The sequence below is a fragment of the Lysinibacillus sp. NPDC086135 genome (assembly GCF_044746345.1).
Taxonomy (GTDB): Bacteria; Bacillota; Bacilli; order Bacillales_A; family Planococcaceae; genus Lysinibacillus.
In genome coordinates, this window is sequence record NZ_JBIVCA010000004.1 from 1 (window position 1) to 26,998 (window position 26,998).

Consider the following 26,998-nt stretch of genomic DNA (forward strand, 5'->3'; position numbering starts at 1 on the left):
ATTTTTATAATTACTATCGTTATCAGAAACGATTAAACGGCTTGAGTCCGTTAGAATTCAGGACTCAAGCCGCTTAATACATTTTTTATTATTTCAACTGTCTACTTGACGGGGGGCAGTTCAATTTTGAGCCTGGGCTTTTTCATCATTGGGGTATTTATCCATAAATTTATGGAATCTAGTGCTTTTGACGGTTCTTAAAAGAAAGTGTACTTTTAATTTGTTTCGTCGATAGAATATTTTTGGAGAACTTCATTTTTAAATTTCTCAGCCTCTGATGATTTCTTTTCTCCAATATATAAAGAATCTGTATTATCCAGGCTAAATTTCCCTAAATTGTTATTAATTATTGCGTACTGTCCCATTGAGTTTTGTTTTAAAAACAAAATGTAAGAACTTTTTTCCTTGAGTTCCTCATAATTATTGGTTACTAACTTTCTCTTACCTACACTTCGGTCTACAATTCCAACGGGTTCAATAATACTGATAGTATTATTGTTTGAAAGATTAAAGTCGCTAGGTGCTTTAATAACTTTATCAATTTGGACTTCTGTTAAAGTATAATAGTCTTGAATCGTACCGTCATCAAAGTAGGATACCTTATGTTCACGGTCCAAAAACTCATCAGATGGAGATGCGATAATAATGAGATCTGCAGCAGCATCCAGTTCATCAGGAGTTTCAAAAGTAATTTCGTTTGCGTCTACTTGAACCACAGGAGTCATTTTTTTCTTTCCCATTATTAATAACAAAGATAATAAGATTATGAGTGTAACAATTGTTAGTGTGATGACGCGTTTTGAAAAAGTGATCAACATACTAAAACCTCCTTAATTTCCCCATTTCTTAATTAGCTCTTTCTTATCATATGATTGTGGACCGATACTTTGAATACCTTGATTCATAACAGACTCTTGACCAGGTGGGACTGGCGTTTTACTTAATGTTCCCTGACCCGGGTGTGCTAATTTTACCGAGTGTCCAATTTCGTGAACAGCATTAGAGACAATTTCACTATATCCCATTTTATACTTCCCTATATTATCATAGTACATTCTAACTGTACCGTATAACCAATCCTCATCAATTGTAGCTTCATAAATATAACCTGTGGATGTTTTACTATAAGGTATCATCATGCCTAATAAAGTCGGTGAAGAAGTAGTGCCGATGTAATATTTGTCAGGGTTATTGCTAGTTGAGGTTGTTTTAGAAATACTTACATCGGAAGAAATTCCTCCCCATTTCGCGCGAGCATCGTCGTAAGCGCCTATATATCCAAAATTCGCCACACTCGAGTCATAATATGCGGATAGTTTACTATCATATTTGTTTAACCTGTTATTTTTCCAAGTATCCGCGGAACTAACGCTTAATGTTAATAATAAAAGAACAGTAACAACAGAACTAATAAAAACTCCTCTTTTCATAATTATCCTCCTTTTAATTCGACTTATTTTTTTCTATTTCAAATATTAAACTTTTCTGAAAATATACTATTTTCAGAAAAGTTTAATATATAAGGGTTCTTTAATACCGTTTTATGAATAAAACCATTTTGGTACAAATAATTAACATTATTTATAATATTAGAAGTTAAAAAGCATCATTTCTATAAATAAAAACCCTAATCTATTAAATATATTTGGATAAAGTAGATCTAGATTGTGCTGAACTTGGTTGGAATCTCTTTATACAAAGAATTAAGATTTTGAAACGGTAGGTAATGAACCATCGTTTGTTGTTTATGGAGGGGAACTTGGATAAGTGAATAGCATGTGTGGAAGGGGGAATTTGGATGAAAAACGATAATAGAAAGAATAAACCTGTTATGATCTTGCAGTATTGAAATATAAACAAATAAATTTTAGCAAGGAAGTTATAGGCTGATGAAGAAGATATGAAACGAAGTAAGTAAAGTGAAAGAAGTACAGGTAGTGAAATTAGAATAGATAGAAATGAACCTATGAAGATGAACCGTATTCTAGAGACAAAAGAAGCGATGAATATAGTTTTATATAAGAAGGGAGACCACTCAGTTTATGCAGGTTGTAGCTGCATAATTGTTTAATACATCAAAGCTAATTTAGCCGAGCGCCATCGTGTTACCTATTGATATGGCGATTGTAATGATAGTCCCAAAGATCGAACAAAAAAATACGGTTCCACCAATTGATTTTCAGGAATTGTTAAATGAAATAATTTCAGAGGGCCCTTTAAAAACGGAAATACAGCAACTTTTACAGAGAAAAATGGCAGGTGATGAACTAAATATGGAGCCGCGAATTGACAGTATCAATGAATATTTAGATAAAGAAATACTGCATATTGAGACATACTGTAAAAATCTTTATGTTAAAGTCGATGATCCTACACAAAAATTAGATGCGTTATTTAGAAGGACATTGCAAGAAGTTTGGGGATAATGGTGATGGAAAATTGAATAATTATTAATTGTAAGGTCATACTAAAAAAGGTTTCACTTATGAAGTCTATATTGATGAGGAGGATGGCAAATGAGTAGGTTCGAACAATTAGACCCAAAATCTCAGAAAATCCACCGTAACTGGTCAAGGATTAAACGCTCAAAATCTCAAGTAAATGGTGAAACGGAGATTACCCTCCATAACCGTATCTTGAGAAGTGAAGCAAAAGCCCGTCAGTTTTAATCAGCTAGAAAAGTAAGTGTCATCAAGCCCAGAAAATATTCTGGGTTTTTTATTTTCTTGAAATTGTAAATTTATCCAAGTATTATTTTATATATAGTCTTTAACACAAATAAAGAGGGGGTCATTTTTATTATGAAGATAACGTCCTATACGAATACGGTTAATTTTCTCCAATCTACGAATGTTTAAACTAAGGGTGTAAATTCTCAAACAGTAAAAAGAACAGGACGCTGTAACAATCGGGGCGTAAGCATGTAAGTTATTCGATAACCAAATTCAACTGCAAGATATTCTAGAAGAGATTGCTCAAAAAATCGCTTCAATTTTCAAGGATGGAAGGAAATTAATTTTGGTTGAACAACAGACTATTCGTGCGGAACAGCAGGCTAATTTAACGAAGAGATTGAACTTAATGTTATCGTTATAATTATTCTGTATATTCAAACAAATGAAAAGCTTGTCAATAGTTTAAACGGAGCGAATCAGCAAGTACTTGATGCTACATACTCAACAAAATATAAAATGAATCACCTAAGAAGACTTCGTAAGTATAAAAGGAGAGTGGATTAATGACAGAAAATATCAAAATTAGGGTTGCTTATCAAGAAGATGCTGAAGCTTTGTTGGAAATCCAGAAAGAAGTTTTAGCAGAAGAAACTTACTTAATCACTACAATAGATGAATTTCAGCGAACGATTGATGAGCAAAGAGAATGGATACAAGCGAAAATAACAAATGAACGAGAAACAATTTTTATCGCACAATATCAAGGGGAAATAGTTGGGTGGCTTGTATTTCAATCGCCACAAAGAAAACGATTAGCACATACAGGTACCTTTGGTATGATGGTGCTTAATAAATATCGTGGTCTAGGGATTGGCAAACGCTTAATTGAAAAGCTACTAGAATGGGCAGAGAACAACCCTTATATCGAAAAAATTAGCCTTGGCGTATTTTCAACAAACGAAAGGGCTATTGCGCTCTATAAAAAGATGGGATTTGTTGAAGAAGGAAGAAAAACAAATGAAATTAAGCTACAAGACAATAAATATATAGATGATATTTTAATGTACAAGATAGTATAAAAAATTTGAAGGGGAATCCTTACTTGAAAAAATATAATTTCACACAAGAATTGGCTAACCAAAATTAATAATTATCAATCGATAGATGCTTTTTATACGAAAATCATGAAAACAGAGTAGCCTACAAATATTGGCTTCATGTATATAGAGCCTAGTGGTGTCGTTGGGATGCATGAGGCGCCTGTACCACAGTGAAGGATGGGTTTGCGGTGAGGATCAAGAGCAAGTATTTATAAAAACTGGAGAAGGTGTTCTTTGGCAAACAGGTGAAGCACATGAATCTGGAAGTAATTCAGGGTTAACAGCACTTGTCATCCAATCAGAGCAATTCAATCTTTCATAGATGACATAAAAAATGTGTAACGGCGTAAGTTATAGCTCCGTTACACTAAGTTATATTTAACCCTAGTTTAACTGTTTTTAATAAATGACCATCAAATAGCTCGTCAAACTCCTCCAATTTCTTGAAGCCCTTCGCTTGATAATAGTTCATGCCCTTCGTGTTTTCCTTTTCTACACAAACTAATAGTGATGTTAAATCTGGAAGCATTTTGATCCCTTCCTGTAATAGGGTTGTACCAATTCCTTTGCCCTGAGTTTCTGGAAGTAAATATATGGAGTAAAGTTCTGCTTCACCATCTACAACATTTGAAAAATTTGCAAAGCCTACTATTGATTCTTCAAGTATAGCAACTAAAAATAGACTTTTTTCTAAACGACTTAGTAATTGATCACTACTATAAGCAGCTTGTAAAAAACAATCTTGAATCTCAATTGGGATAATTCCCTTGTATGTTTGATGCCAACTCTTTTTGGCAATTTCTTGTACAGAAATGATGTCATTCTTTTGCATATGCCGTATAATTGATATCAATACTTTTCACCAACAATTCCAATTTTTCTATTTATTGTAACATTAAATGACGCGAAAGGGAATGACTTCATGCAAGTTGTTGAAAAGGCATTTGGCTATATTACGAGAGAGCATGAGGGTCAGTTACAAGTGTTAGTATTTGAGCAAAATACAGAAGGAGCAGGAATTCAAATTCCTAAAGGCACGGTAGAGGAAGGGGAAACGTCGCTAGAGGCAGTAACACGAGAGATGTTTGAAGAGACAGGTTTATCCTTTTTAGAAGTGAAGGGGTTAATTGCCCAGGATTATTTTAATCATCATTCAGGGCTATTACAAAAACGCTATTTTTATCATTTAACGACAAATGAAGAACGAGATTCTTGGAAGCATTGTCCGACAGGTGTAAACGAAGCAGGCTTAGAATTTTCATTTTACTGGATATCGAATGAACAAGAAGTAACTTTGGTGAAGGGACATGGAGATTATTTATATAGAGTGTTAGCTCGTGTGAACAACTGATTGTTAAGCACAAACATATAGAAGGTACATTTAATGAATAAAACCGCGTTTCCGTAAATAGGAAACGCGGTTGTTTTGTGGTTATAAAGCCTTTGCGACAACTACCTCTAATGCTTGAGCGAAATCGGCGATTAGATCATCAACATGCTCAAGTCCTACTGAGAAACGTAAAAGTCCATCAGTAATACCACGTTTTGCGCGCTCCTCAGGCTCCATTGCTGCATGACTCATTTTAGCAGGGTAGGATAAAATCGATTCAACACCGCCAAGAGAGACAGCAAAAACTGGAATTTTCATCGCCTCTACTAGCGCTTTTGCAGCTCCATAGCTTGGTAGGCGGAAGGATAGTACTGCACCTGCACTCGTGGATTGACTATGATGAATCTCATAGCCAGGATGTGATGCAAGTCCCGGATAGTATACTTGCTCGACAAGGGGATTTGTAGCTAAAAACTCTGCAATCTTTTGTGCCGATTCAGCAGAACGACTAAAACGTACATCGGTTGTTTTAATATTTTGCAATAGAGTAAAGCAGTCCTGTACACCTAATATATTGCCAAATGAATTTTGGATAAAGTACAGATCCTGACCAAGCTTCTCGTCAGCTGTTACTGTCAATCCCGCGATAATATCAGAGTGCCCAGATAAAAACTTTGTCGCACTATGAATAACAACATCGACAGCTAGCTCAAGTGGACGTTGGTGTAAAGGTGTCATAAACGTATTGTCTAAAAATGTTAAGCAATTATACTGCTTGGCAAGTGCTACGACTCCGCGAATATCAGTGATGCCAAGTGTTGGATTTGACGGTGTTTCCATATAGAGTAGCTTTGTAGCTGGTGTAATGGCTGCTTCTACTGCTGTTAAATCTGTGAAATCAACGAAAGTATGAGAAATACCAAAGCGTGGTAAAACCTTGGAGACGAAGCGGTATGTTCCTCCATATACATCCTCCGTAATGACAATATGATCTCCCTGAGATAATAGCATTAATGCTGCAGATACAGCAGCAATCCCAGAAGAAAATGCATGGGCACGTACGCCGCCTTCTAGCTCAGCTACTGCTTTTTCTAATGCATCCCGCGTAGGGTTGCCAGAACGTGCATAATCATATTCGCCGAATTCATCGATACTCTCCTGATGGAAAGTAGATGAAACATACATAGGGACATTGACTGCACCTTTTTTATTTTCATAGCCGTCACGGACACCTGCGTGAATTAGACTTGTTTCAATATGCTGCTTCATTTTTAACCTCTTTTCTAAGGGTACCGAATACTTGTTTTAAATCCGTAATTAAATCTTCAGCCTCTTCAACTCCAACAGAAAATCGTAGTAATCGGTCACATACTCCACGTTCAATACGCTCCTCATAAGGCATGTCCGCATGTGTTTGAGTAGCTGGATATGTAATAAAGCTTTCAACACCGCCAAGGCTTTCAGCAAAAGTAATTAGCTTCAAGTTTCGAAGGAATGGGTCAATCCACTCTGCCTTTGCCAAGCGGAATGAAAGCATGCCACCTTTTCCTGTGTATAGCACGTCTGTTACAAGCTCTTCTTCCTCTAAATATGAGGCAATTGCTTTGGCGTTCGCATCGTGCTGCTTTAATCGAAGATGCATCGTTTTTAATCCGCGAATAAGTAACCAGGAATCCATTGCACCTAAAACCATACCGCTACCATTATGAATAAAGCCAATACGTTCGGCTAATTCAGTACCTTTTGCGACAACTAAACCAGCTAACACATCATTATGTCCGCCAATATATTTAGTAGCCGAATGAATGACAATGTCTGCACCTAGTTCGATTGGACGTTGGAAATATGGTGTGTAAAACGTATTGTCGACAATTAACCAAGCCCCATGCTTGTGAGCTAATTCTGCATATACTTGCAAATCAAATTCCTGCATAAGCGGATTTGTTGGCGTTTCTATAAATAGAGCACGCGTATTGTCGTTGATTAATGCTTCTACCTGTTCAACTGATTCAAATTTTGAGTAGACAGGCTTAATATTGTATGTGTCTTCAAAGAAATTAAAAAGTCGATATGTACCACCATATAAATCATCAGGCACCACTAATTCATCACCAGGCTTAAACAAGGATAGAACTAATTGAATAGCTGCCATCCCAGAGCTACAGGCAAAGCCCGCATCTCCGCCCTCTAAATCGGCAATTCCTGCTTCTAATAGAGCACGAGTTGGATTTTTTGTACGTGTATAATCAAAACCAGTGGATTCACCGATACCTGTATGTTTATAAGCTGTCGATAAATGGATAGGTGGGCTGACAGCGCCAGTTCTAGGATCACTTAAATTCCCAAGTTGTACAAGTTTTGTTTCAATACTTCTGCTGTTTGTCATGTCGTCACTCTTTTCTTCATCAGAATAAAAGGGGAATCTATTACTTCTTTTCCCCATAATCTCAATAATTGTTACCAATTTAACATGTATACTAAAGAAGAACAAGATAATTTCAGAAAATTAGCGAGATTGTTTATATTAAATCATCTAGGGATAGTAGGAAATGTGAGAGGGAGGAAGAAACGATGAAACATTGGTTAGTAATAGGCGGAACAGGAATGCTAAAGGATGTTTCTTTATGGCTTATACAGCAAGGAAATCATGTAACCGTTATCGGGAGACAACAAAAGAAAATGCAAAGTTTGATAAATGAAGCTAACTATTCTTCGAAATTGTCACCGTTAATAGTTGATTATACGAACTATAATAGCTTTAAAACGGCGTTAATGGGGTCTCAAGAAACACATGGTTCGTTTGATTGTGTTATTGCTTGGATTCATGGCTCTGATACAAGAGTCTGGGAGTCGCTTTTTCGAGCAATTCCTAACACGAAGAATGTGATTTTATACCATATTAAAGGGAGTAGCTCTTACGTAAATAATGAACGTACAAAAAATAATATCCCTTCTAATATAACTTATAGAGTGGTGAAACTTGGGTTTATCATTGAAGACAACAACTCTTCAAGATGGCTAACAAATAGTGAAATTGCCCAAGGAATTATCGATGCAATAGAACAAGAAGTACCGGAAAAACATGTAGGCGTTTTTGAACCATGGAATTTACGACCTTAAAGAAAAAAGAATCTGCCTATTACCTCGGTATAAGTCGAGGTAATTAGACAGATTCTTTTCAACTTCTTGCAGCCTGCTGAAATGCCGAGGCATAATTGATTTCAATTTAAGCGTGTTCTTTTTTTAATAAATCTCTAATTTCTTTTAGAAGCTCTTCTTTAGCATCTAATTCTGGTGCTGGTTCTTCCACAACAGCCTCTTCTTTTTTACGAGATAGCTTAGTCATAATTCGTAATGCCATGAAAATTGCAAATGCGATTATTAAAAAGTCAAGAATTGACTGTAAAAATACGCCTAAATTTACTTGAGCGTTACCTGAGCCATACTTAAAACTTTCTGTTAAATCAATACCACCAGTTAAGATACCGACTAATGGCATAATGATATTTTCAACTAAAGAGGTAACAATTTTACCGAAAGCACCACCAATTACAACTGCTACTGCTAGATCGACAATATTACCTTTCATAGCAAATTCTTTAAAGTCTTTCCACAAAATCAATTCCTCCTATTATTATCCATATAAAATAATCGAATTATATTTTACTATATTTTCCCCTCCCTTTTCAACTATTAAAGTAGTGGTAATTATATACCGAAAAATCTGCTATATAATCAAAAATTTTGGTAATATAGAAATAGAATAAAAGATTAGGTGTGACATATGACTAAAAAAAAGAAGAAAAAACCAATGCTATCGCCTTCCGCTCAATTGGGCATGATAGCTTTATTAATACCAATAGCGATAACTGTTTGTGTTTTCGCTTTTTTTGCATGGAGGGAGCTACAAACATTACCTATATTTGAAAAATTAGCACGGGAAAAAGCACTAGAAGAAATTCAACAAAATTTCGATATGAACATTCCAGAGCAATATATTCCGATCTATGTAGCAGCAGAAGAAAAGTACGGCGTACCTTGGACTTTACTTGCTGCCCATCATCGAATTGAAACACGATTTTCCTCAATGAAGTCGCTTGTTTCACCAGCTGGGGCAGAAGGACCGATGCAATTTATGCCTTGTACTTTTGTCGGCTGGCAACATCCTTCCTGCTCGGGGCTAGGAAAAGGGGACATATCGAAGGCTGAATTAATAAATCCAGAAACCATTAAAAAATATGGTGGGTATGGCGTAGATGCTAATGGAGACGGCATAGCAGATCCTTATGATATTGAGGACGCTATATTTAGTGCTGCGAATTATTTATCGGAAAATGGTGCAGCAGATGGTCATATAAAGCAAGCTGTTTTTAAGTACAATCATAGTGATGAGTATGTAAAAAAGGTGTTACATTATTTCAATTTGTATAATGACTATCATGACGAGCTAAAGGAAGCAGTCGTTTATAAAGAAAAGTAAAATATCTCTATTACGATTTAGCAAAATATGGGCGGTAATTTCCGTTCCTACATGGCACTTCCCTGGGGGCGTCCGATGAACCACTTCACTCGCGATGCTTGATGGTCTTTGTTGGTCACGAAGGTGTTATCACAGGATGTGATGGTTTTAGGCTTTGTTCCTCTATTGCTAATCGCCAAGGAGTAGCCCTGCCTCACAATCAACCACATCAGCTGTTATGTAACTTAAATCATTTGTTGTTATAAAAGGGGAATTCGATAATGGATATTAGGACTCAACAAACTCATATAAATTCCTTGATCATTTTATTTTCAATAATATATGTAAAGAGCCATCAAAAATGATGGCTCTTTATTACATATTTAGGTTGCTTTACGCATACTTTTTAGAATAATGCTTACGATGAAGATCAGAACGACCGCACCGATTAATGCTGGGAATACGTAAAAGTTACTAACTCGCCAACCCCAGTTGCCAAGAACCATACTACCGATCCAAGAACCGACAACCCCTGCAACAATATTTCCGATGATGCCGCCAGGTACATCTTTACCTAAAATTACGCCAGCTAACCAACCTAATACTCCGCCGATGATTAAATACCAAATGAAGCTAATCATTTTTTTCATCTCCTTAAAATTAAGATATAATGGCGATTGTTTAGTTATGCCCTGAATGAAGTAAATTAACCGCGTCTCGCTTCGTTAGTAATTATTACAAATTCACGATAATGTTTGTCATTCAGCATTGTTTTTTTTGACCGTAGCAGCACGTACAGAAGATTCCCGTTTCTGAAGATGGAAGGCGAAAATGAATTACTTAACAACTGTTGCGCCTAATGTATGTTCAAAATGACGTAATGCCCATTCATGACCTGCAGCATCAAAACTTGCAACACCATCTGCATAAACAACTGTTGAAATGCCCAAATTATAAGCATCAACTGCTGTATGTAAAATACAAATATCAGTACAAACGCCAACTAAATGAATTTCTTTGATTCCTCGCTCATTCAATAAAATCGATAAATTGGTTCCGGCAAAAGCGCTATAACGAGTTTTATCGAGCCACAAAACTTTATCCTTGTGAAGCTTATAAATTTCGCCAACTTGCCCAAATAAATGACGTCCTTTAGTGCCGCGAATATTATGAGGGGGAAATAGCTTTGTTTCAGGATGGAACGGATCATCTTCCTCATGTAAATCATTCGCAAAAACGACAAATTCGTTTTCAGTCATAAATTTTTGAATTAAGGATGAAATTTTTTTATCTAATGCTTGACCGGGCTCTCCACAAGTTAGTTTTCCATCAGAAGCGACAAAATCATACGTATAATCAATGACTAATAAAGCCTTTTTCAACCTTTTCACTCTCCCTATAGGTATAATTTCACTTTTATCATGCCATATTTGGGCCTGTTTGTCAGAAAAATGATTCTTATTTAATATTACGAATAGTTTGAAAATTAATTTTTCTGAGAGTATAATGTGAAAAAAGGAGAGTGGTCTATATGAATATGACAGCTATGAAACGTTTAAATCGCCAAGGATTACTGATTGCAGGCATACATCTGCTAGTATTGTTAAATTTAGCAGCGGATTTCATATTTTCCTCGTAATCTCTTAACATAATAGAAAGGTGAGTTAAATGCTTGTCCATTATTAAAACAACCGTGAAGGCAAATTTGATTTTATGTCCACGGTTGTTTTTTATTGTTTTAATATAATTTTTAACATGAATATTAAAGACAAAGTACAAATAAAGGAATGATAGCATGACCACTAGATTTAATCACGCGTTTCATGAACTAGAACGTCCATTTGCTTGGTTGGATTTTGATGCATTGGATCACAATGTTTCAACTGTACACAATGCTTGTGGACAGAAAAAAATACGTATCGCTACGAAATCAGTTCGTTCTGTGGAGATATTACGTTATTTACAAAAGAATCTACTCAATGTGACGGGATTTATGACGTTTACAGCGGCAGAAACAATATTTTTACTGCAACAGCATTTTGATAATTTATTAATAGGATATCCGGTGATGGAGGTAGCTGCTGTTCGTCAGTTATTACTTTTCGTAAAAGCGGGAAAAATGGTCACCTTTATGGTGGATAAGCGGGAACATGTCAGATTTTTGGCGGAGCTAGGGCAAGAGCTAGGTGTCCGCGTGCAAGTATGTATTGATATTAATGTATCTAACGATTTTAAGTTGCTTTATTTTGGTACAAAACGCTCTTCGCTTCATTCACTTGAGTCACTTACACCATTCCTCGACTATATTAAAAATCAAGAATTTATTAAGGTGGTTGGAGCGATGGGCTATGAGGCTCAAATTGCAGGAGTCGGTAATCGTCCAGTCAATGCTGTTAAAGGGAAATTTATTGAAGTAATGCAATTGCAAGCTAAAAAGCAAGTTACCCAGTTTCGTAGATTAGCAATTGCGCATATAAAAGCGTATTTTCCAAGCTTGCACTTTGTGAATGGTGGTGGTTCAGGGAGTATGGCATACACGGCACAACAGAAGGAAATAACAGAAATTACGGTTGGCTCTGCATTTTATGCTCCAGCTTTGTTTGATCAATTCACGCATCTACAGCTGGAAAAGGCAGCTGGATTTGCTTTAAGTGTAACAAGAAAGCCAGAAAGAAATATTGTTGTTTGTCATGGTGGAGGTTATACGGCGTCTGGGACAATTAGTGCTGATCGTTTACCGGTATTCTATGAGCCGACCTTTTTTTCATATCTTAGTCTAGAAGGAGCAGGAGAAGTTCAAACACCCGTTAAAGTAAAGCGTAAAACAGTTAATATAGGAGACACGCTTTATTTTCGACATGCGAAGGCTGGTGAACTTTGTGAAAGATTTCAAGAACTACATGGAATTAGAGGAGACAAGTATGTAGGAACTTATACAACCTATAGGGGGGATGGACAATGTTTTCTATAGATAAGTGGAAAAATGGTGAGAAGTGGACAAACTGGGCTGGTAATGTCATTTCTTATCCATCTGAAATGTACTTGCCTCGCTCTATTGAAGAGGTTACAAATATCGTGAAGCATGCACGTGAATTAGGAAAAACGATTCGTGTCACAGGTGCAGCTCACTCCTTTAGCGCTGTTGCGATGCCTGAACATATAGCACTTTCTTTACATAATATGCGTGGGCTCATAGCTGTAAATGAGGAGAAGCAAGAGGCGACACTTTGGGCTGGAACGTATTTATATGAAATAGGCCCATTGCTTGCGAAGCATGGATTTGCCCTTATCAATATGGGGGATATTCAAGAGCAAACGATTGCAGGAGCAGTGTCAACGGGTACCCATGGAACAGGTGTAACACTCAGTTCGTTATCCTCAGCTGTAACAAGATGGGGGTTTGTAGATGGTACAGGTACTTATAGGGAGCATACGAGAGGAATGGATGATTTATCAGAAGCTTTGCATGTTTCACTTGGTATGCTTGGTGTGTTTGTGAAAGTAACGATCAAGGTGATACCCCTTTATAGCTTACATTATGTGAGCACAAGGGATACTTTAGCAAATGGGCTGGCGATGTTTGCTGAAGATATTCGACAGCATCGACATGTTGAGTGGTTTTATTTCCCGGGTAGCGAAACCATTCAAGTGAAGCGCATGAACGCTATAGCGCCTGTTTATCAGAGTAATTGGAATAAGAGAATCGAAACATTGAAGCTTCAAATAGTAGAGAACGGTGCTTTTTTTGCTATGTCTGAACTTTGTAAATGGAAGCCTGCGTTAAGTGGCGCTATGAGTAAATTAGCAGCAGCCAATGTTGTGGAGGGGGAGAAAACGGGGATAAGCTATGAAATTTATCCGTCTCCACGTAGCGTTAAGTTCCAAGAAAGTGAATATGCTATTCCGTTAGCACAATTTGGAGCATGTATAGAAGAGATCCACGCAACCTTTAAAAGTGGGATTTTTAATGTGCATTTTCCGGTAGAATGTCGGACAACGGCAGGGGAAGCTGGTTTTTTAAGTCCTACCCAAGGACAAGAATCAGCGTTTATTGCCTTTCATATGTATAAAGGAATGCAGGAAGATCCTTATTTTGAATGGGTCCATATGATGATGAAGAAATATAAAGGACGACCGCATTGGGGCAAGCTAAGTCATTTAACTGCTAAATATGTCTACGAGCTATACCCAGATATCGAGAAATTTTTAGCCATTCAAAGACAATATGATCCTGATCATGTGTTTTTGACAGGGTACTTAAGAAAATTATTTACTTTATAAGCGCTATCTCGTTAAAAAGCATCCAACCACGTTTGGAGGATTTGGCAACATTATTGATAGATTATTTAAAAAAATAAAATTTGAACAAAATGTCAAAATATTCTTCGGAGCGAGATAAAAATGACACTTAATCAGCATGAAAACGATTTCAAATTTTATGTATTATTTAAATTGTTCAAACAATTCTAAAAATACTGTTGACTAGACCTTTTTTTCGTACTATGATTACAACAATTTAACACGTTCGTTACAGCAGTTAGTAATCTCCTAAGAGATTAACATATACGCAAAAATGGAATAGACAGAACATTTCGTATATAGCAACGAACATAGCAATAAATGAGGGGCGTTTAACATGAGAAGTGACATGATTAAAGTAGGCGTAGATCGTGCGCCGCATCGAAGTCTTTTATATGCAACAGGCAAAGTAAAAGCGAAAGATTTAGGTAAGCCATTTATTGGTGTTTGTAATTCATATATCGACATTATACCAGGTCACGTTCATTTACGTACATTTGCTGATGTTGTCAAAGAGGCCATCATTGAAGCGGGTGGTATTCCATTCGAATTTAATACAATCGGTGTAGATGATGGTATTGCAATGGGGCACATTGGTATGCGTTATTCTTTACCGAGTCGTGAAATTATCGCAGATTCTGCTGAAACTGTTATTAATGCACACTGGTTCGATGGCGTATTTTATATTCCTAACTGTGACAAAATCACACCGGGAATGTTAATGGCAGCAGTTCGTACTAATGTACCGTCCATTTTCGTATCTGGTGGTCCAATGGAGGCAGGAACATCTGTTACTGGCAAGCAATTGTCATTAACATCCGTTTTTGAAGGTGTAGGGGCTCATAAATCAGGCAAAATGTCAGCTGAAGAGCTGTTAGATATTGAAAACAATGCATGCCCAACATGTGGTTCATGTTCAGGAATGTTTACTGCAAACTCTATGAACTGCTTAATGGAAATGCTAGGGGTAGCTTTACCAGGTAATGGAACAATCGTAGCTACTTCTGAAGAGCGCCATAAGCTTATTAAAGAAGCTGCTAAACAATTAGTCCGTATGATTAAAGAGGACATCAAACCCCGCGACATTATTACTAAAGAAGCAATTGATGATGCATTTGCACTTGATATGGCGATGGGGGGGTCGACAAATACAGTCCTTCATACACTAGCAATCGCCAATGAAGCTGAAGTCGATTATAACATTGAAGATATTAATAAAGTGGCAGAACGTGTGCCATATCTAGCGAAAATCATGCCTGCTTCAGATATTTCAATGGATGATATTAATAAAGCAGGTGGCGTTAGTGCCATTATTAATGAATTAGCATCTATCCCAGGTGCCATTCACCCAGATCGACCAACAGTTGCAGGTGTAACAATGGGTGAGCTTGTAAAAGATTATCATATTACAAATGCTGAAGTTATTCGTACGAAAGACAATCCATATAGCCCAGTTGGTGGTTTATCAGTGTTATTTGGTAATATTGCGCCAGATGGTTCTGTTATTAAAGTAGGAGCTGTAGACCCTTCTATTAAAGTATTCAGAGGCGAAGCAATCGTCTTTGATTCACAAGAAGCCGCACAAGAAAATATCGATAACGGGACAGTTAAAGAGGGCCATGTAGTCGTCATTCGCTATGAAGGACCAAAAGGTGGCCCAGGGATGCCTGAAATGCTTGCACCAACGTCTGCGATTCAAGGTCGTGGTCTTGGCACAAAAGTTGCGTTAATCACAGATGGACGTTTCTCAGGTGCATCTCGTGGTATTTCAATCGGACATATTTCACCAGAGGCAGCAGAAGGCGGTCCAATCGCTTTAGTAGAGAACGGTGACATTATTACGATTGATCTACCAAATCGTACTATTAATTTAGAAGTTTCAGATGAAATATTAGCTGAACGTCGTACAAAACTACCGGAATTTGAACCGAAAATTAAGCGCGGTTGGCTAGCAAGATATTCAAAATTAGTAACAAGCGCCTCTACAGGTGGCGTTATGAAAATTTAAAAAGATAAAGCGTTGATGAGGTTAAAGGTTCTAGAGCCTTGTATTACCAGAGAGCCGGTCGTGCTGGAAGCCGGCAATACAACTAGATCCGACATCCCCTCTGAGTGAGCTATTAAACGCGTGTTCGCCATTAGATAGCTCCGGGCATAATCGAAAGTGCTCGTTATTAATGAATAAATAATTTATGACACCGTATTGGATGCGAATGATCTCGCATTGGTGCATAAATGCTGATATTTATTCACGAGGTAGCAATTATTTGCTATAAAAAAGGGTGGTACCATGGAAAGTCTTTTTCATCCCTACGTAAGGTAATTCTTTGCGTGTGGAGAAAAAGGCTTTTTATTTTTTTTAGGACGTTAAAAGAGTCTGTCATCTCTTTTCAAGGAGATAGCCAGTTTGTAATACTTCAATGATGCACATTACTGATGTGAAATTGAATGATAAGAAGGAGGCATATTTGATGAGTACGAATGTTTCTATCAATGAGAAAGAAGAATTAGCAACAACGGCAAAAGCTGAACAAACCTATCAAGCGAAAGATGGTGCTGACGTATTAGTGCAAGCACTGCATGAACAAGGTGTTGAAATTGTTTTTGGTTACCCAGGTGGAGCGGTACTACCAATCTATGATGCAATGTATAAAAATCCGATTCGTCATATTTTAACTAGACATGAACAAGGTGCAATCCATGCAGCGGAAGGTTATGCGCGTGTTTCAAATAAAACAGGTGTTGTTATTGCGACAAGCGGTCCTGGGGCAACAAACCTAGTAACTGGTATTGCTGATGCAATGATTGATTCCATCCCATTAGTCGTATTCACAGGTCAAGTTTCAACATCTGTGATTGGTACAGATGCTTTCCAAGAAGCGGACATTATGGGAATTACGACACCCATTACGAAACACAATTATCAGGTACAGGATGTCAATGATATCCCGCGTATTGTTAAAGAGGCTTTCCATATTGCCAGCACTGGTCGGAAGGGTCCTGTTGTAGTGGATTTCCCGAAAAACGTTTCTCAAATGTTATTTGATGTGGAGAATCCACCACAGGCTCCTGATGAAATCTATTTACCGGGTTATCAACCAACATACAAACCGAATTATTTACAAGTTCAAAAGGCCATTCAGGCGATTTCACTGGCCAAAAATCCAATCATTTTAGCTGGAGCTGGTGTCCTCTTTGCAGATGCTAAAGAAGAGTTAACAGCATTCGCTGAAAAATATCGAATTCCAGTAGCAAACACTCTATTAGGACTGGGTTCAATTCATGGAGAGCATGAATTATTCATAGGTATGGCAGGAATGCATGGAACTGCAACAGCGAACACAGCTATTACAAAATCAGATTTACTGTTGAATATCGGAGCTCGCTTTGATGACCGTTTAACTGGTAATTTAGCAACATTTGCTCCAAATGCAACAATTATACACATCGATATTGATCCAGCGGAAATTGGAAAAAACGTGCCGACAGATATTCCAATCGTTGCAGATGCCAAAGAAGCATTAAAAGCATTATTGAAAAAAGACTTTGATGGTCCTGATACAACTGAATGGCTAGCGTACTTAAATAACCATGCAAATGAATATCCATTATGGTACAGCAAGGAGCCAGGGGACAAAGAGATTTTACCGCAGGAAGCACTAGAGCTTGTGCATAAAATTACAGAAGGTGACGCAATTGTTACTACAGATGTTGGCCAGCATCAAATGTGGGCTGCACAATATTATCGCTTAAACAATGATCACGGATGGGTAACGTCTGGTGGACTTGGTACGATGGGCTTCGGCTTCCCAGCTGCAATTGGCGCCCAGTTTGCGAAGCCAGACAAAAAAGTTGTTTCCATTGTAGGTGATGCAGGATTCCAAATGACTGCGCAAGAGCTTTCCATACTACAAGAATTCAACTTACCGGTAAAAGTAGTGATTTTAAATAATAGCTGTCTAGGAATGGTACGCCAATGGCAAGAAACATTTTATGAGGAGCGTTATTCATCTTCATTAATGCCGATCCAACCAGATTTTGTTAAATTAGCGGATGCATATGGTCTTAAAGGCTACCGAATAAACACAATCGATGAAGCGGAAAGTATTTTCCGTGAGGCACTACTTTCCGATGAGCCAGTATTAATTGATTGTCGTGTAAAACAGAGCCAATGTGTTTACCCAATGGTAGCACCAGGCAAAGGCCTACATGAAATGATTGGGGTGAAAAAGAATTGAAACGAGTAATTACAGTAACAGTGATTAACCAAAGCGGTGTGTTAAATCGTGTAACAGGCTTACTTATGAAGCGTCAATTTAATATTGAATCAATCACAGTTGGTCATACAGAGCAACCAAACTTTTCGAAAATGACTTTTGTTGTAAACGTTGAGGATGAGCGTAAAATTGAACAGCTAGTGAAGCAATTATCGAAGCAAATTGATGTATTAAAGGTCAATGATATTACAGATAAATCAATCGTGCTACGCGAGTTAGCGCTTGTGAAGGTAATTTCACCACCAAACTTACGACTAGAAATGAATTCAATAGTGGAACCATTCCGTCCTCAAATTATTGATACTGCGAAAAACGTTGTCACATATCAAGTAGTAGGCGATCCAGATAAGATTGATGCCTTTATTGAACTAATTCGACCTTATGGTATTAAAGAATTAACGCGTACAGGGGCTACTGCATCTGTTCGTGAAACACAAAAAATCTCAAATACGCAGCTCTCTATTTTAAAATAGTTTGCATATAAAATTCACAGCTTTGGATGCATAGCCCTTGTTGGCTTACTTGCATCTGAGGTTGAAAAAAACAAACCCAAAATTAGGAGGAAAAAACAATGGCTACTATGTACTATGAACAAAACATCAACGAGGAAGTATTAAAAGGAAAGAAAATCGCAATCATCGGTTATGGTTCACAAGGTCATGCACATGCATTAAACCTTAAAGAATCAGGATTCGATGTAGTTGTAGGAGTTCGTCCAGGCGGATCATTCGATGCAGCAAAAGCGGATGGAATAGATGTAAAGACTGTTGCGGAAGCAGCGCAAGAAGCAGATGTTATCCAGATTTTACTTCCAGATGAGCGCCAAAAAGCGGTATATGAGGCTGAAATTGCTCCACATCTTGAAGCGGGTAAAGCACTTATGTTTGCACACGGCTTTAACATTCATTTCGGTCAAATTACACCACCAGCAGATGTAGACGTATTCTTAGTTGCTCCGAAAGGTCCAGGACACTTAGTTCGTCGTCAATTCCAAGAAGGTGCTGGTGTACCAGGTTTATTCGCAATTCATCAAGATGCAACTGGTCAAGCAAAAGATTTAGCTCTTGCATACGGTAAAGGAATCGGTGCAGCTCGTGGCGGTTTACTTGAAACAACATTCAAAGAAGAAACTGAAACTGATTTATTCGGTGAGCAAGCTGTACTTTGTGGCGGTGCTACACAATTAGTTAGAGCAGGATTTGAAACTTTAGTAGAAGCAGGCTACCAGCCAGAGCTAGCATACTTTGAAACACTTCACGAACTAAAATTAATTGTTGACCTTATGTTTGAGGGTGGTATGGCAACAATGCGTTACTCAGTATCAGATACAGCAGAGTGGGGCGACTATGTTGCAGGCCCGCGCATTATCGATGACTCAGTTAAAGCTCGTATGAAAGATGTATTAACGGATATCCAAGATGGTACATTCGCTCGCCGTTGGATTCAAGAAAATGAAAACGGTCGTCCAGAATATACAAAATTCAAAGAAGCTGGTGCAAACCACCAAATCGAAGAAGTTGGTGCTAAATTACGTGCTATGATGCCATTCATCAACGAAGGTAAAGAAAAGGTCGTAAGAGAAGTGGCTGCAAGTACGAAAAATTGATATTTTCGATACAACACTTCGCGACGGCGAACAATCTGCTGGTATTAATCTAAACACAGCAGAGAAGATTGAAATCGCCAAGCAACTGGAGCGCCTAGGAGTGACAATTATTGAAGCAGGTTTTCCTGCTTCGTCACCAGGTGACTTTGAGGCGGTAAATCGTATTGCAGAAACAGTGAAACACTCTATCGTAACAGGCTTAGCTCGTTGTGTACAAAAAGACATCGGCACAACGTGGGAAGCGATTCAAGTGGCCGAACAACCACACATTCATATTTTCCTAGCAACTTCCCCAATTCATATGGAATACACGAACGCTTCTTACTGAGGAACAAGTTCAAATAGAAGATGTTCCACTCTACGAATTAAAGATGGTACAGGTACAATATGGTACAGAAAATATACCAACAGCAACAGCGATTGTTTTTAACATCAGAAGGTTTAGAAAAGACAGTTGTGGCAACGGGTTCGGGCTCGGTAGAAGCTATTTTCAATACACTTGAGCAACTTGTTCAAGGAGATATTCATGTGGTTGATTATCGAGTTAAGTCGGTTGGTAAAGGACGAGATGCATTAGGCGAAGCTGTGATTAATATTCGATATGATGGTATGTCAACAACCGGACGAAATTCATCACAAGATGTTTTAGAAGCATCGGCAAAAGCTTATTTAAATGCCATCAACCGTCATTTAATCCAAGCAAGCCTTCGTACACAATCTGTAAGTTAATCAATGTCAGCAATTTTAATAGTAGTGAATAGAGTCAACATCATTCACATCCAAACGCAATGATTCCGATTACGTGTAGTCGTAATATTGATGACCTCACCTATAAATATAGGTGAGAGTCTTACTAAAATAGCGTAGTTCAACGCTATACAAAGAAAGGTGTTTTGACGATGGAGAAAAAAATTACAGTACTTCCTGGTGACGGAATAGGGCCAGAGGTTGTTGCTTCTGCTGTACGTGTATTGCAGGTGATTGGTAAGCGATTCAACCATACATTCCATTTAAGTTATGCAACAATCGGAGGCGCTGCCATCGACCAACACAATAATCCACTACCAGATGAAACAATTGAGATGTGTGAAAATAGTGACGCAGTTATACTAGGAGCCGTTGGTGGTCCGAAGTGGGATAATAATCCACCGGAATTACGTCCAGAAAAAGGATTATTACGCATTCGCAAACATTTCGACTTATTCGCAAATCTACGTCCAGTAAAGGCGTTCCCGAGTTTACTAGATGCTTCACCATTAAAGCGTGAAGTAGCCGAAAACGTCGATTTAATGATTGTACGTGAATTAACAGGCGGCGTATACTTCGGGGAACCACGTATGCGTACTGAGAATGGCGCGATAGATACAACTGTTTACTCAACTGCTGAAGTTGAACGTATCGTTGAAAATGCCTTTGAATTAGCACGTTTACGTGGAGGCAAATTATGCTCTGTTGATAAAGCGAATGTACTTGAAACAAGTCGTTTATGGCGCGAAGTTGTAGAAGCGAAGAAAAAAGAGTATCCAGATGTGCAAGTAGAGCACAATTTAGTAGACTCAGTTGCTATGAAATTAATTACAAATCCTAGTTATTATGATGTGGTCGTTACTGAAAATATGTTTGGAGATATTTTAAGTGATGAAGCATCTGTTATTACAGGCTCTTTAGGCGTTCTACCATCTGCTTCTATTCGCGGAGATAATTTTGGTCTATATGAACCAGTACATGGCTCAGCACCAGAAATTGCAGGTCAAGGTGTAGCGAACCCTGCCGCAACCATTCTTTCAGTTGCCATGATGCTACAATATTCATTTGGCTTAAAAGAAGAGGCTTCAGAAATCGAACGTGCTGTAAGTGCAGTATTTGATGATGGCTATTTCACAGCAGATCTTGCACGTGATGGTAGTCGTATACTATCGACGAATGAATGGACAGATAAAGTCATTAACGAGATAGATACAAGCTTTGTTTCAGAAAGCATTATGACAACATACATTTAAAGAAATAGGTGAAGATAATGGGCAAAAATATAATTGAAAAGATTTGGGATAAACATGTCGTTTATCAGGAAGAGGGCAAACCGGACCTGTTATATATTGATCTCCATTTAATTCATGAAGTAACTTCTCCACAAGCCTTTGAAGGTCTACGATTGAACGGACGTCAAGTACGTCGCCCAGATTTAAGCTTTGCAACAATGGATCATAACGTACCTACAAAAAATCTACCAACGATTCATGATTCGATTGCACGTAACCAAATCGAAACGTTAGCTAAAAATGCTGAAGAATTTGGCGTTGAACTTGCAGGAATGGGGCATCCTGACCAAGGGATTGTTCACGTGATTGGACCAGAGCTAGGTTTAACGCAGCCTGGTAAAACGATTGTCTGTGGTGACTCCCATACGTCTACACATGGTGCGTTCGGAGCGATTGCTTTCGGTATTGGAACATCTGAGGTAGAACATGTATTGTCAACACAAACTCTATGGCAAAACAAGCCGAAAACAATGGAAATTCGTGTAGAAGGTGAGCTTCCGGTAGGTGTAGCTGCCAAAGATATAATTTTAGCGATTATTTCGAAATTCGGTATCGGTGTCGGCACAGGACATATTGTGGAATTCACTGGAGAGGCTATCCATAAGCTTTCTATGGAAGAACGGATGACAATTTGTAATATGTCAATTGAAGCGGGTGCAAAGGCAGGACTAATTTCTCCTGACCAAACGACTGTTGACTATATTCGTGGTCGCAAACATGCACCACAAGGAGACAAGTTTGAGGAAGTAGCAGATTATTGGGTAAGCTTAGCGTCCGATGAAGATGCAACATATGATACAGTTCGTATTATACAAGCAGAAGAAATTGAGCCAATCATAACTTGGGGAACGAATCCGTCAATGGGTTCAGGTGTTTCAAGTAATGTACCAACACAGTCAGAGTATGAGGATGAGTCAGATAAAGTTGCTCTTCGCAAAGCACTTGCCTACATGGGCTTAGAGGAAGGTCAACCATTAACTTCAATCGATATTCAACACGTATTTATCGGTTCTTGCACAAACTCACGCATCAGTGATTTACGTGCAGCTGCAAATGTCATCGAAGGGCGTAAAGTACATGAAAATGTAACAGCGCTCGTTGTGCCAGGCTCCTATTCGACGAAAAAACAAGCAGAAGCAGAAGGATTAGATAAAATCTTTACAGATGCTGGCTTTGAATGGCGTGAGACAGGTTGCTCAATGTGTCTGGCAATGAATGATGATGTAGTACCAGCGGGTGAACGCTGTGCATCAACATCAAATCGTAACTTTGAAGGACGCCAAGGAGCTGGTTCTCGTACACACTTAGTATCACCTCCAATGGCAGCAGCTGCAGCAATTGCTGGTCACTTTGTGGATGTACGTGAATTCGTAAAGGAAACTGTGTAAATGCCATTTACACGGAAGGGATGATTGCAAATGGAACCAATTAATATCGTAAATAGTGTAATAACACCACTCGATCGTAAAAATGTCGATACAGACCAAATTATTTCAAAAGAGTTTTTAAAGCGTATTGAGCGTACAGGTTTTGGTCAGTATTTATTTTACCATTGGCGCTTTGATGGAGAGGGCAATGAAATTAAGGACTTTGTATTAAACAAACCCGAATATAAAAACTCTAAAATTTTAGTAGCTCAAGATAACTTCGGCTGTGGATCATCTCGTGAACATGCACCATGGGCTATCTTAGACTATGGCTTCAATGTAGTAATTGCACCATCATTCGCAGATATTTTCCATAATAACTGCTTCAAAAATGGGATCTTACCCATCAAACTAACTGCAGCAGAGTGTGATGAAATTTTAGCTAAAGGCTTAGAAAATCCATACACGATGGAAGTCAATCTCGAAGCACAAACAGTAACGGGTGAAGACGGTGTAATTTATAAATTTAGCATCGATCCTTACTATAAAGAAACATTGCTGAATGGTTTGGATGAAATTGCGCTAACCTTCAAATACGAAGAACATATTGCTGCTTACGAAGCAGAACGTGTTGTATTTTAAAATAGATTGAGGGCTTACCTTTTGACTGAAGACAAATTTGTTGTCTTCAGTTTTTTTGTTGCTTAAAGAAGGGTTGCTTTGAGTGAAGGGGAAACTGCTCAGGGAGCAGGAAGAACTCATAGATTGGTAAATGATTATTCCTTGCTACATTTTATAATTCTAATAAAAAGCGACTTTAGTTATTTGAATGTTTATTTTAAATAAACGCAACAAATTGAAGTAATATTTTGATAATATATAAATAGAGTTATGGGGAATAAATGGAATGCTACCCAGTTTATTGTCACGACACTATAAGTTAGCAATGAAAAAACGTATCTCGTGTATATAAGTTGGAACGGAAATTAACTAACGTTTGGTGTTGAGTCAGTTAAACATTTACAAGAAAAGCTTTTGTGAGAAGTAAAAAAGGGGGGAACTATAAATGAAAATCCTTCGAAAATACAGCTTATTAATTGGAGGCTTAGGTTTTTCTAATTTAGGGAACTGGATTTACCTTGTTGCGCTAAATTTATTAATATGGCATTTAACGCAATCGCCGGCAGCGATGGCTGGAATCTTTATTGTCGGACCAATAGCAAGACTTTTAACAAGTTTGGTAGCTGGCTCTTTCATTGATCGTATGAATAAACGCAAGTTGATGATTGCAACTGATATTATACGAGGTTTCATAGTTTTTTGTATGCCGTTTATGGAATCTATTTGGCTCATCTATATGCTGTTATTTTTAGCGAATATAGCGAGTAGTTTCTTTGGACCGAGTAGTACATATTATATTACAAAGCTAGTTCCCTCAGAAGATAGACAACGATTCAATGCAATACTTGGCACGTTCAATTCAGGCTCGTTTTTAGTAGGTCCAGCACTTGCAGGACTCCTCATTATGCTTTTTAATACAACAATTACGATTTGGTTAAACAGCTTTACATTTTTTGTTTGTGCTTTAATCATATACATATTACCTGATGTAGATGATGTGAAGGAAACTTCACTGCAACGTATTACTTGGCAAATACTAAAAAGTGACTATCTAGCGGTGATAGCTTTCATTCGACAAAATTCATTATTTATAACGATTTATTTACTGTTTCAAAGTACATTAATGATTGCATTTGCGCTTGATTCTCAGGAAACAACATTTATAAAGCAAGATTTGGCTTTATCCGATAGCTTATATGGAGTCTTTGTGAGTAGTGCAGGAGCCGGAGCAATTTTAGGTGGAATGGTTGCTGCAAGCTTCGCCAAAAAATCCTCCACACGATCATATATAGCTTTTGGTTTGATTCTGACAATGCTATTTTACACAGCTTTTTATGCTTCAACATCGAGTGTTTTGGCATTTGTAAGTTTAGTTTTTCTAGGCTTTTTTATGGCATTTTGTAATACGGGTTATGAAACATTCTATCAGCAAAATGTACCGCCTGAAATGATGGGGAGATTCGGTAGTTTTTCTAATATATTTCAAAATATTTTACAAATTTCCTTTACCTTATTATTAGGTCTGTTTGCAGAATTATTTACACTTCAAATGACGGCAATTATTTTCGGTATTATAAGTATTTTATTGTCGCTCTCATTATATTTTGTACTATATTCCCCGAAAAACTACATTGGGTTAAAGGAGGAAGTATCATGATTAGCTATAAGGTTCATTGTATTTTTTGTAAGAAAATATTTGAAGTTGTAGAAGGCACAAGGAAATATAAACTATATAAAGAAAATATGGACGGGAAGTTTTCCTGTGTAGATTGTGATAGGAAAATTGAATTAGAGGCAAGGAAAGGTTTATTGGGAAAACTTTAACCTCTTTTAGCAAGTGGTTATTATACCGAAAGCGACAGGTACAGAAGTCTCCCACCTTTATAGGTGGTGAGATGAATGCGATTTAAATTACTTTTTAGTGAGAGTCCAAACGTCCGCTGAAATAGAGGAACTCAGTCGAAGAACGCCACGTCCTGTGGCAATGACTGAGAACCAACATCCTGTCGCTGCCGCTACGTTGCACTGCGCTTTCGCACAAAAACCATCCTGTCGCTGCCGCTACGTTGCACTGCGCTTTCGCACAAAAAAACATCAGTTGGCCCAAAGCCTCCGGCGGATGTCACGGAAATCGGAAAGGAGTTCTTTGTGCGAGGACAAAGCCGATTCCGGATGCAATTATGTCGAGGCATAATTGATATAGGGTGATGAAAAACTGCATTGCAGAACATTGAGTAAGAAGATCAGTACCCCATAATTTTCAAATATAAATGGCCTGTCTTTCCACTGCTTTCTCAGTTAAAATGGAAAAATAAGATGGAAGGTAGGTCAAAAGATGATTACAGTTATAGGTAGCATAAATATGGATTTAGTTGTACAAATGGGGGTTTTTCCAAAGCAAGGTGAAACGATCTTTGGTAAAGATTTTCAAACAATTCCAGGAGGAAAAGGGGCTAATCAGGCAATTGCTGCAGCACGTCTTGGAAGTGAAGTCACAATGATAGGCTGCGTAGGCTTCGATAGTTTTGGCGAAACATTGCGCAATGTTTTACAGCAAGAGCATGTTCAAACTGAAGCTATTACAAGCGTATCGGCACCTACTGGGATTGCTAATATTTTAATCTACAATAATGATAACCGTATCATAGTAGTACCAGGGGCAAATTATGAGTTAATGCCTGCGCATATAGAGGCAGCGAAAGAAATCATTCAAAAAAGTCAAATGGTAATTATGCAGCTTGAAATCCCAACGGAAACGACCGCTTATGCAATAAAACTTTGTAAAGAAGCGAATGTACCTGTTTTATTAAATCCTGCACCAGCGGCTAATTTTGATGTGCAATGGATGGAGGATATTGCCTATATCACACCAAATGAAACGGAGTGTGCCGAAATTTTTGGAGATGATGTTGAACAAATATTAGAAAAGTATCCTAATAAAATGATTATTACGCTAGGTAGTGATGGCGCACGCTATTTTGATGGTGAATATCCTATTCATGTTCCGGGCTATTTGACGAAAGCAGTAGATACAACAGGTGCAGGTGATACGTTTAACGGTGCACTCGCTTATGCTTTAGTAGAAGGGCAATCATTGGATCAGGCAGTGTATTTTGCAAATATTGCAGCTTCATTATCAGTGGAGAAATTCGGTGCACAAGGTGGAATGCCAACACTTGGAGCGGTTTACTCACGTATGGCTGGAATGGAAGAATGAAGGAAAGA

The 26,998-nt window shown here is 37.9% G+C and carries 27 protein-coding genes and 1 pseudogene; 20 read left to right on the top strand and 8 right to left on the bottom strand.

Going from position 1 to position 26,998, the window contains the following annotated elements:
* Positions 1-215: 215 nt before the first annotated feature.
* Positions 216-818, bottom strand: a complete 603-nt coding sequence (locus tag ACIPKN_RS06885) for a hypothetical protein (protein WP_400934531.1) — start codon at positions 816-818, stop codon at positions 216-218.
* Between the two features lie 12 nt (positions 819-830).
* Complete coding sequence (locus tag ACIPKN_RS06890; RefSeq protein WP_400934533.1) at positions 831-1,430, bottom strand: hypothetical protein; 600 nt, start codon at positions 1,428-1,430, stop codon at positions 831-833.
* 699 nt (positions 1,431-2,129) lie between these two features.
* Here ACIPKN_RS06890 and ACIPKN_RS06895 point away from each other — a divergent pair.
* The 4 genes from ACIPKN_RS06895 to ACIPKN_RS06910 all read left to right on the top strand — a co-directional run bounded on the left by ACIPKN_RS06895 (position 2,130) and on the right by ACIPKN_RS06910 (position 4,097).
* Positions 2,130-2,426, top strand: a complete 297-nt coding sequence (locus tag ACIPKN_RS06895; RefSeq protein ID WP_400934535.1) for a DNA polymerase beta superfamily protein — start codon at positions 2,130-2,132, stop codon at positions 2,424-2,426.
* 90 nt (positions 2,427-2,516) lie between these two features.
* The gene (locus ACIPKN_RS06900) at positions 2,517-2,669 is read left to right on the top strand and encodes a YpzG family protein (RefSeq protein WP_082172689.1); all 153 of its coding nucleotides are present in this window, start codon (positions 2,517-2,519) and stop codon (positions 2,667-2,669) included.
* A gap of 569 nt (positions 2,670-3,238) precedes the next feature.
* Positions 3,239-3,754, top strand: coding sequence for a GNAT family N-acetyltransferase (locus ACIPKN_RS06905; RefSeq protein WP_400934536.1), 516 nt, complete (start codon positions 3,239-3,241; stop codon positions 3,752-3,754).
* A gap of 172 nt (positions 3,755-3,926) precedes the next feature.
* Complete coding sequence (locus ACIPKN_RS06910) at positions 3,927-4,097, top strand: hypothetical protein (RefSeq protein WP_400934537.1); 171 nt, start codon at positions 3,927-3,929, stop codon at positions 4,095-4,097.
* Between the two features lie 45 nt (positions 4,098-4,142).
* Here the strand turns inward: ACIPKN_RS06910 and ACIPKN_RS06915 are convergent, their stop codons facing one another.
* Positions 4,143-4,607: a GNAT family N-acetyltransferase gene (locus ACIPKN_RS06915; protein WP_400935043.1), complete on the bottom strand. Its 465-nt coding sequence runs from the start codon at positions 4,605-4,607 to the stop codon at positions 4,143-4,145.
* 90 nt (positions 4,608-4,697) lie between these two features.
* On the opposite strand from ACIPKN_RS06915, the gene ACIPKN_RS06920 reads away from it, so the two are divergent.
* The gene (locus ACIPKN_RS06920; protein WP_400934538.1) at positions 4,698-5,126 is read left to right on the top strand and encodes an NUDIX hydrolase; all 429 of its coding nucleotides are present in this window, start codon (positions 4,698-4,700) and stop codon (positions 5,124-5,126) included.
* A gap of 81 nt (positions 5,127-5,207) precedes the next feature.
* On the opposite strand, the gene ACIPKN_RS06925 is transcribed toward ACIPKN_RS06920, so the two are convergent.
* Both ACIPKN_RS06925 and ACIPKN_RS06930 read right to left on the bottom strand, forming a co-directional pair.
* Positions 5,208-6,374, bottom strand: coding sequence for an aminotransferase class I/II-fold pyridoxal phosphate-dependent enzyme (locus tag ACIPKN_RS06925; protein WP_400934539.1), 1,167 nt, complete (start codon positions 6,372-6,374; stop codon positions 5,208-5,210).
* Positions 6,358-7,491, bottom strand: coding sequence for a methionine biosynthesis PLP-dependent protein (locus tag ACIPKN_RS06930; RefSeq protein WP_400934541.1), 1,134 nt, complete (start codon positions 7,489-7,491; stop codon positions 6,358-6,360). Before ACIPKN_RS06930 ends, ACIPKN_RS06925 begins: the two co-directional genes overlap by 17 nt.
* Before the next feature lie 185 nt (positions 7,492-7,676).
* Here ACIPKN_RS06930 and ACIPKN_RS06935 point away from each other — a divergent pair, with 185 nt between their 5' ends.
* Positions 7,677-8,225, top strand: a complete 549-nt coding sequence (locus tag ACIPKN_RS06935) for a Rossmann-fold NAD(P)-binding domain-containing protein (RefSeq protein WP_400934542.1) — start codon at positions 7,677-7,679, stop codon at positions 8,223-8,225.
* A gap of 106 nt (positions 8,226-8,331) precedes the next feature.
* Here the strand turns inward: ACIPKN_RS06935 and mscL are convergent, their stop codons facing one another.
* Positions 8,332-8,721, bottom strand: a complete 390-nt coding sequence (gene mscL, locus ACIPKN_RS06940) for a large conductance mechanosensitive channel protein MscL (protein WP_400934543.1) — start codon at positions 8,719-8,721, stop codon at positions 8,332-8,334.
* A 168-nt stretch (positions 8,722-8,889) separates the two neighbouring features.
* Here mscL and ACIPKN_RS06945 point away from each other — a divergent pair, with 168 nt between their 5' ends.
* Positions 8,890-9,585 carry a lytic transglycosylase domain-containing protein gene (locus ACIPKN_RS06945; protein WP_400934544.1) on the top strand — a complete coding sequence of 232 codons (696 nt, stop codon included), beginning with the start codon at positions 8,890-8,892 and terminating at the stop codon, positions 9,583-9,585.
* A 362-nt stretch (positions 9,586-9,947) separates the two neighbouring features.
* On the opposite strand, the gene ACIPKN_RS06950 is transcribed toward ACIPKN_RS06945, so the two are convergent.
* Both ACIPKN_RS06950 and ACIPKN_RS06955 read right to left on the bottom strand, forming a co-directional pair.
* The gene (locus ACIPKN_RS06950) at positions 9,948-10,205 is read right to left on the bottom strand and encodes a GlsB/YeaQ/YmgE family stress response membrane protein (RefSeq protein ID WP_142507034.1); all 258 of its coding nucleotides are present in this window, start codon (positions 10,203-10,205) and stop codon (positions 9,948-9,950) included.
* Between the two features lie 195 nt (positions 10,206-10,400).
* Entirely contained in the window at positions 10,401-10,946 is a 546-nt protein-coding gene (locus tag ACIPKN_RS06955) for a cysteine hydrolase family protein (protein WP_142507033.1), read from the bottom strand.
* Between the two features lie 413 nt (positions 10,947-11,359).
* Here ACIPKN_RS06955 and ACIPKN_RS06960 point away from each other — a divergent pair, with 413 nt between their 5' ends.
* The 13 genes and pseudogenes from ACIPKN_RS06960 to rbsK all read left to right on the top strand — a co-directional run bounded on the left by ACIPKN_RS06960 (position 11,360) and on the right by rbsK (position 26,990).
* Positions 11,360-12,535 (top strand): amino acid deaminase/aldolase, encoded by a 1,176-nt coding sequence (locus ACIPKN_RS06960; RefSeq protein ID WP_400934546.1) that lies wholly within the window; start codon positions 11,360-11,362, stop codon positions 12,533-12,535.
* A complete protein-coding gene (locus tag ACIPKN_RS06965) occupies positions 12,523-13,845 on the top strand; it encodes a D-arabinono-1,4-lactone oxidase (RefSeq protein ID WP_400934548.1) in 1,323 nt (440 codons plus the stop codon). Before ACIPKN_RS06960 ends, ACIPKN_RS06965 begins: the two co-directional genes overlap by 13 nt.
* Positions 13,846-14,200: 355 nt before the next feature.
* Positions 14,201-15,871 carry a dihydroxy-acid dehydratase gene (gene ilvD / locus ACIPKN_RS06970; protein ID WP_400934549.1) on the top strand — a complete coding sequence of 557 codons (1,671 nt, stop codon included), beginning with the start codon at positions 14,201-14,203 and terminating at the stop codon, positions 15,869-15,871.
* A gap of 463 nt (positions 15,872-16,334) precedes the next feature.
* On the top strand, positions 16,335-18,101 hold the full coding sequence (gene ilvB, locus ACIPKN_RS06975; RefSeq protein ID WP_400934551.1) for a biosynthetic-type acetolactate synthase large subunit: 1,767 nt from the start codon (positions 16,335-16,337) through the stop codon (positions 18,099-18,101).
* A complete protein-coding gene (gene ilvN / locus ACIPKN_RS06980) occupies positions 18,098-18,613 on the top strand; it encodes an acetolactate synthase small subunit (RefSeq protein ID WP_049664470.1) in 516 nt (171 codons plus the stop codon). The genes ilvB and ilvN overlap by 4 nt, the downstream gene beginning before the upstream one ends.
* Before the next feature lie 98 nt (positions 18,614-18,711).
* Positions 18,712-19,746 (top strand): ketol-acid reductoisomerase, encoded by a 1,035-nt coding sequence (ilvC, locus tag ACIPKN_RS06985; protein WP_400934553.1) that lies wholly within the window; start codon positions 18,712-18,714, stop codon positions 19,744-19,746.
* Positions 19,727-20,475, top strand: a pseudogene (locus ACIPKN_RS06990) (alpha-isopropylmalate synthase regulatory domain-containing protein). Before ilvC ends, ACIPKN_RS06990 begins: the two are co-directional and overlap by 20 nt.
* Positions 20,476-20,645: 170 nt before the next feature.
* A complete protein-coding gene (gene leuB, locus ACIPKN_RS06995) occupies positions 20,646-21,746 on the top strand; it encodes a 3-isopropylmalate dehydrogenase (RefSeq protein WP_400934555.1) in 1,101 nt (366 codons plus the stop codon).
* 17 nt (positions 21,747-21,763) lie between these two features.
* The gene (gene leuC / locus ACIPKN_RS07000; RefSeq protein WP_400934557.1) at positions 21,764-23,173 is read left to right on the top strand and encodes a 3-isopropylmalate dehydratase large subunit; all 1,410 of its coding nucleotides are present in this window, start codon (positions 21,764-21,766) and stop codon (positions 23,171-23,173) included.
* A gap of 30 nt (positions 23,174-23,203) precedes the next feature.
* Complete coding sequence (leuD, locus tag ACIPKN_RS07005; RefSeq protein WP_400934558.1) at positions 23,204-23,794, top strand: 3-isopropylmalate dehydratase small subunit; 591 nt, start codon at positions 23,204-23,206, stop codon at positions 23,792-23,794.
* A 424-nt stretch (positions 23,795-24,218) separates the two neighbouring features.
* Positions 24,219-25,430 (top strand): MFS transporter, encoded by a 1,212-nt coding sequence (locus tag ACIPKN_RS07010; RefSeq protein WP_400934560.1) that lies wholly within the window; start codon positions 24,219-24,221, stop codon positions 25,428-25,430.
* Positions 25,427-25,597, top strand: a complete 171-nt coding sequence (locus ACIPKN_RS07015) for a DUF2197 domain-containing protein (RefSeq protein WP_400934561.1) — start codon at positions 25,427-25,429, stop codon at positions 25,595-25,597. Before ACIPKN_RS07010 ends, ACIPKN_RS07015 begins: the two co-directional genes overlap by 4 nt.
* Positions 25,598-26,108: 511 nt before the next feature.
* The gene (gene rbsK / locus ACIPKN_RS07020; RefSeq protein ID WP_400934562.1) at positions 26,109-26,990 is read left to right on the top strand and encodes a ribokinase; all 882 of its coding nucleotides are present in this window, start codon (positions 26,109-26,111) and stop codon (positions 26,988-26,990) included.
* Positions 26,991-26,998 lie beyond the last annotated feature (8 nt).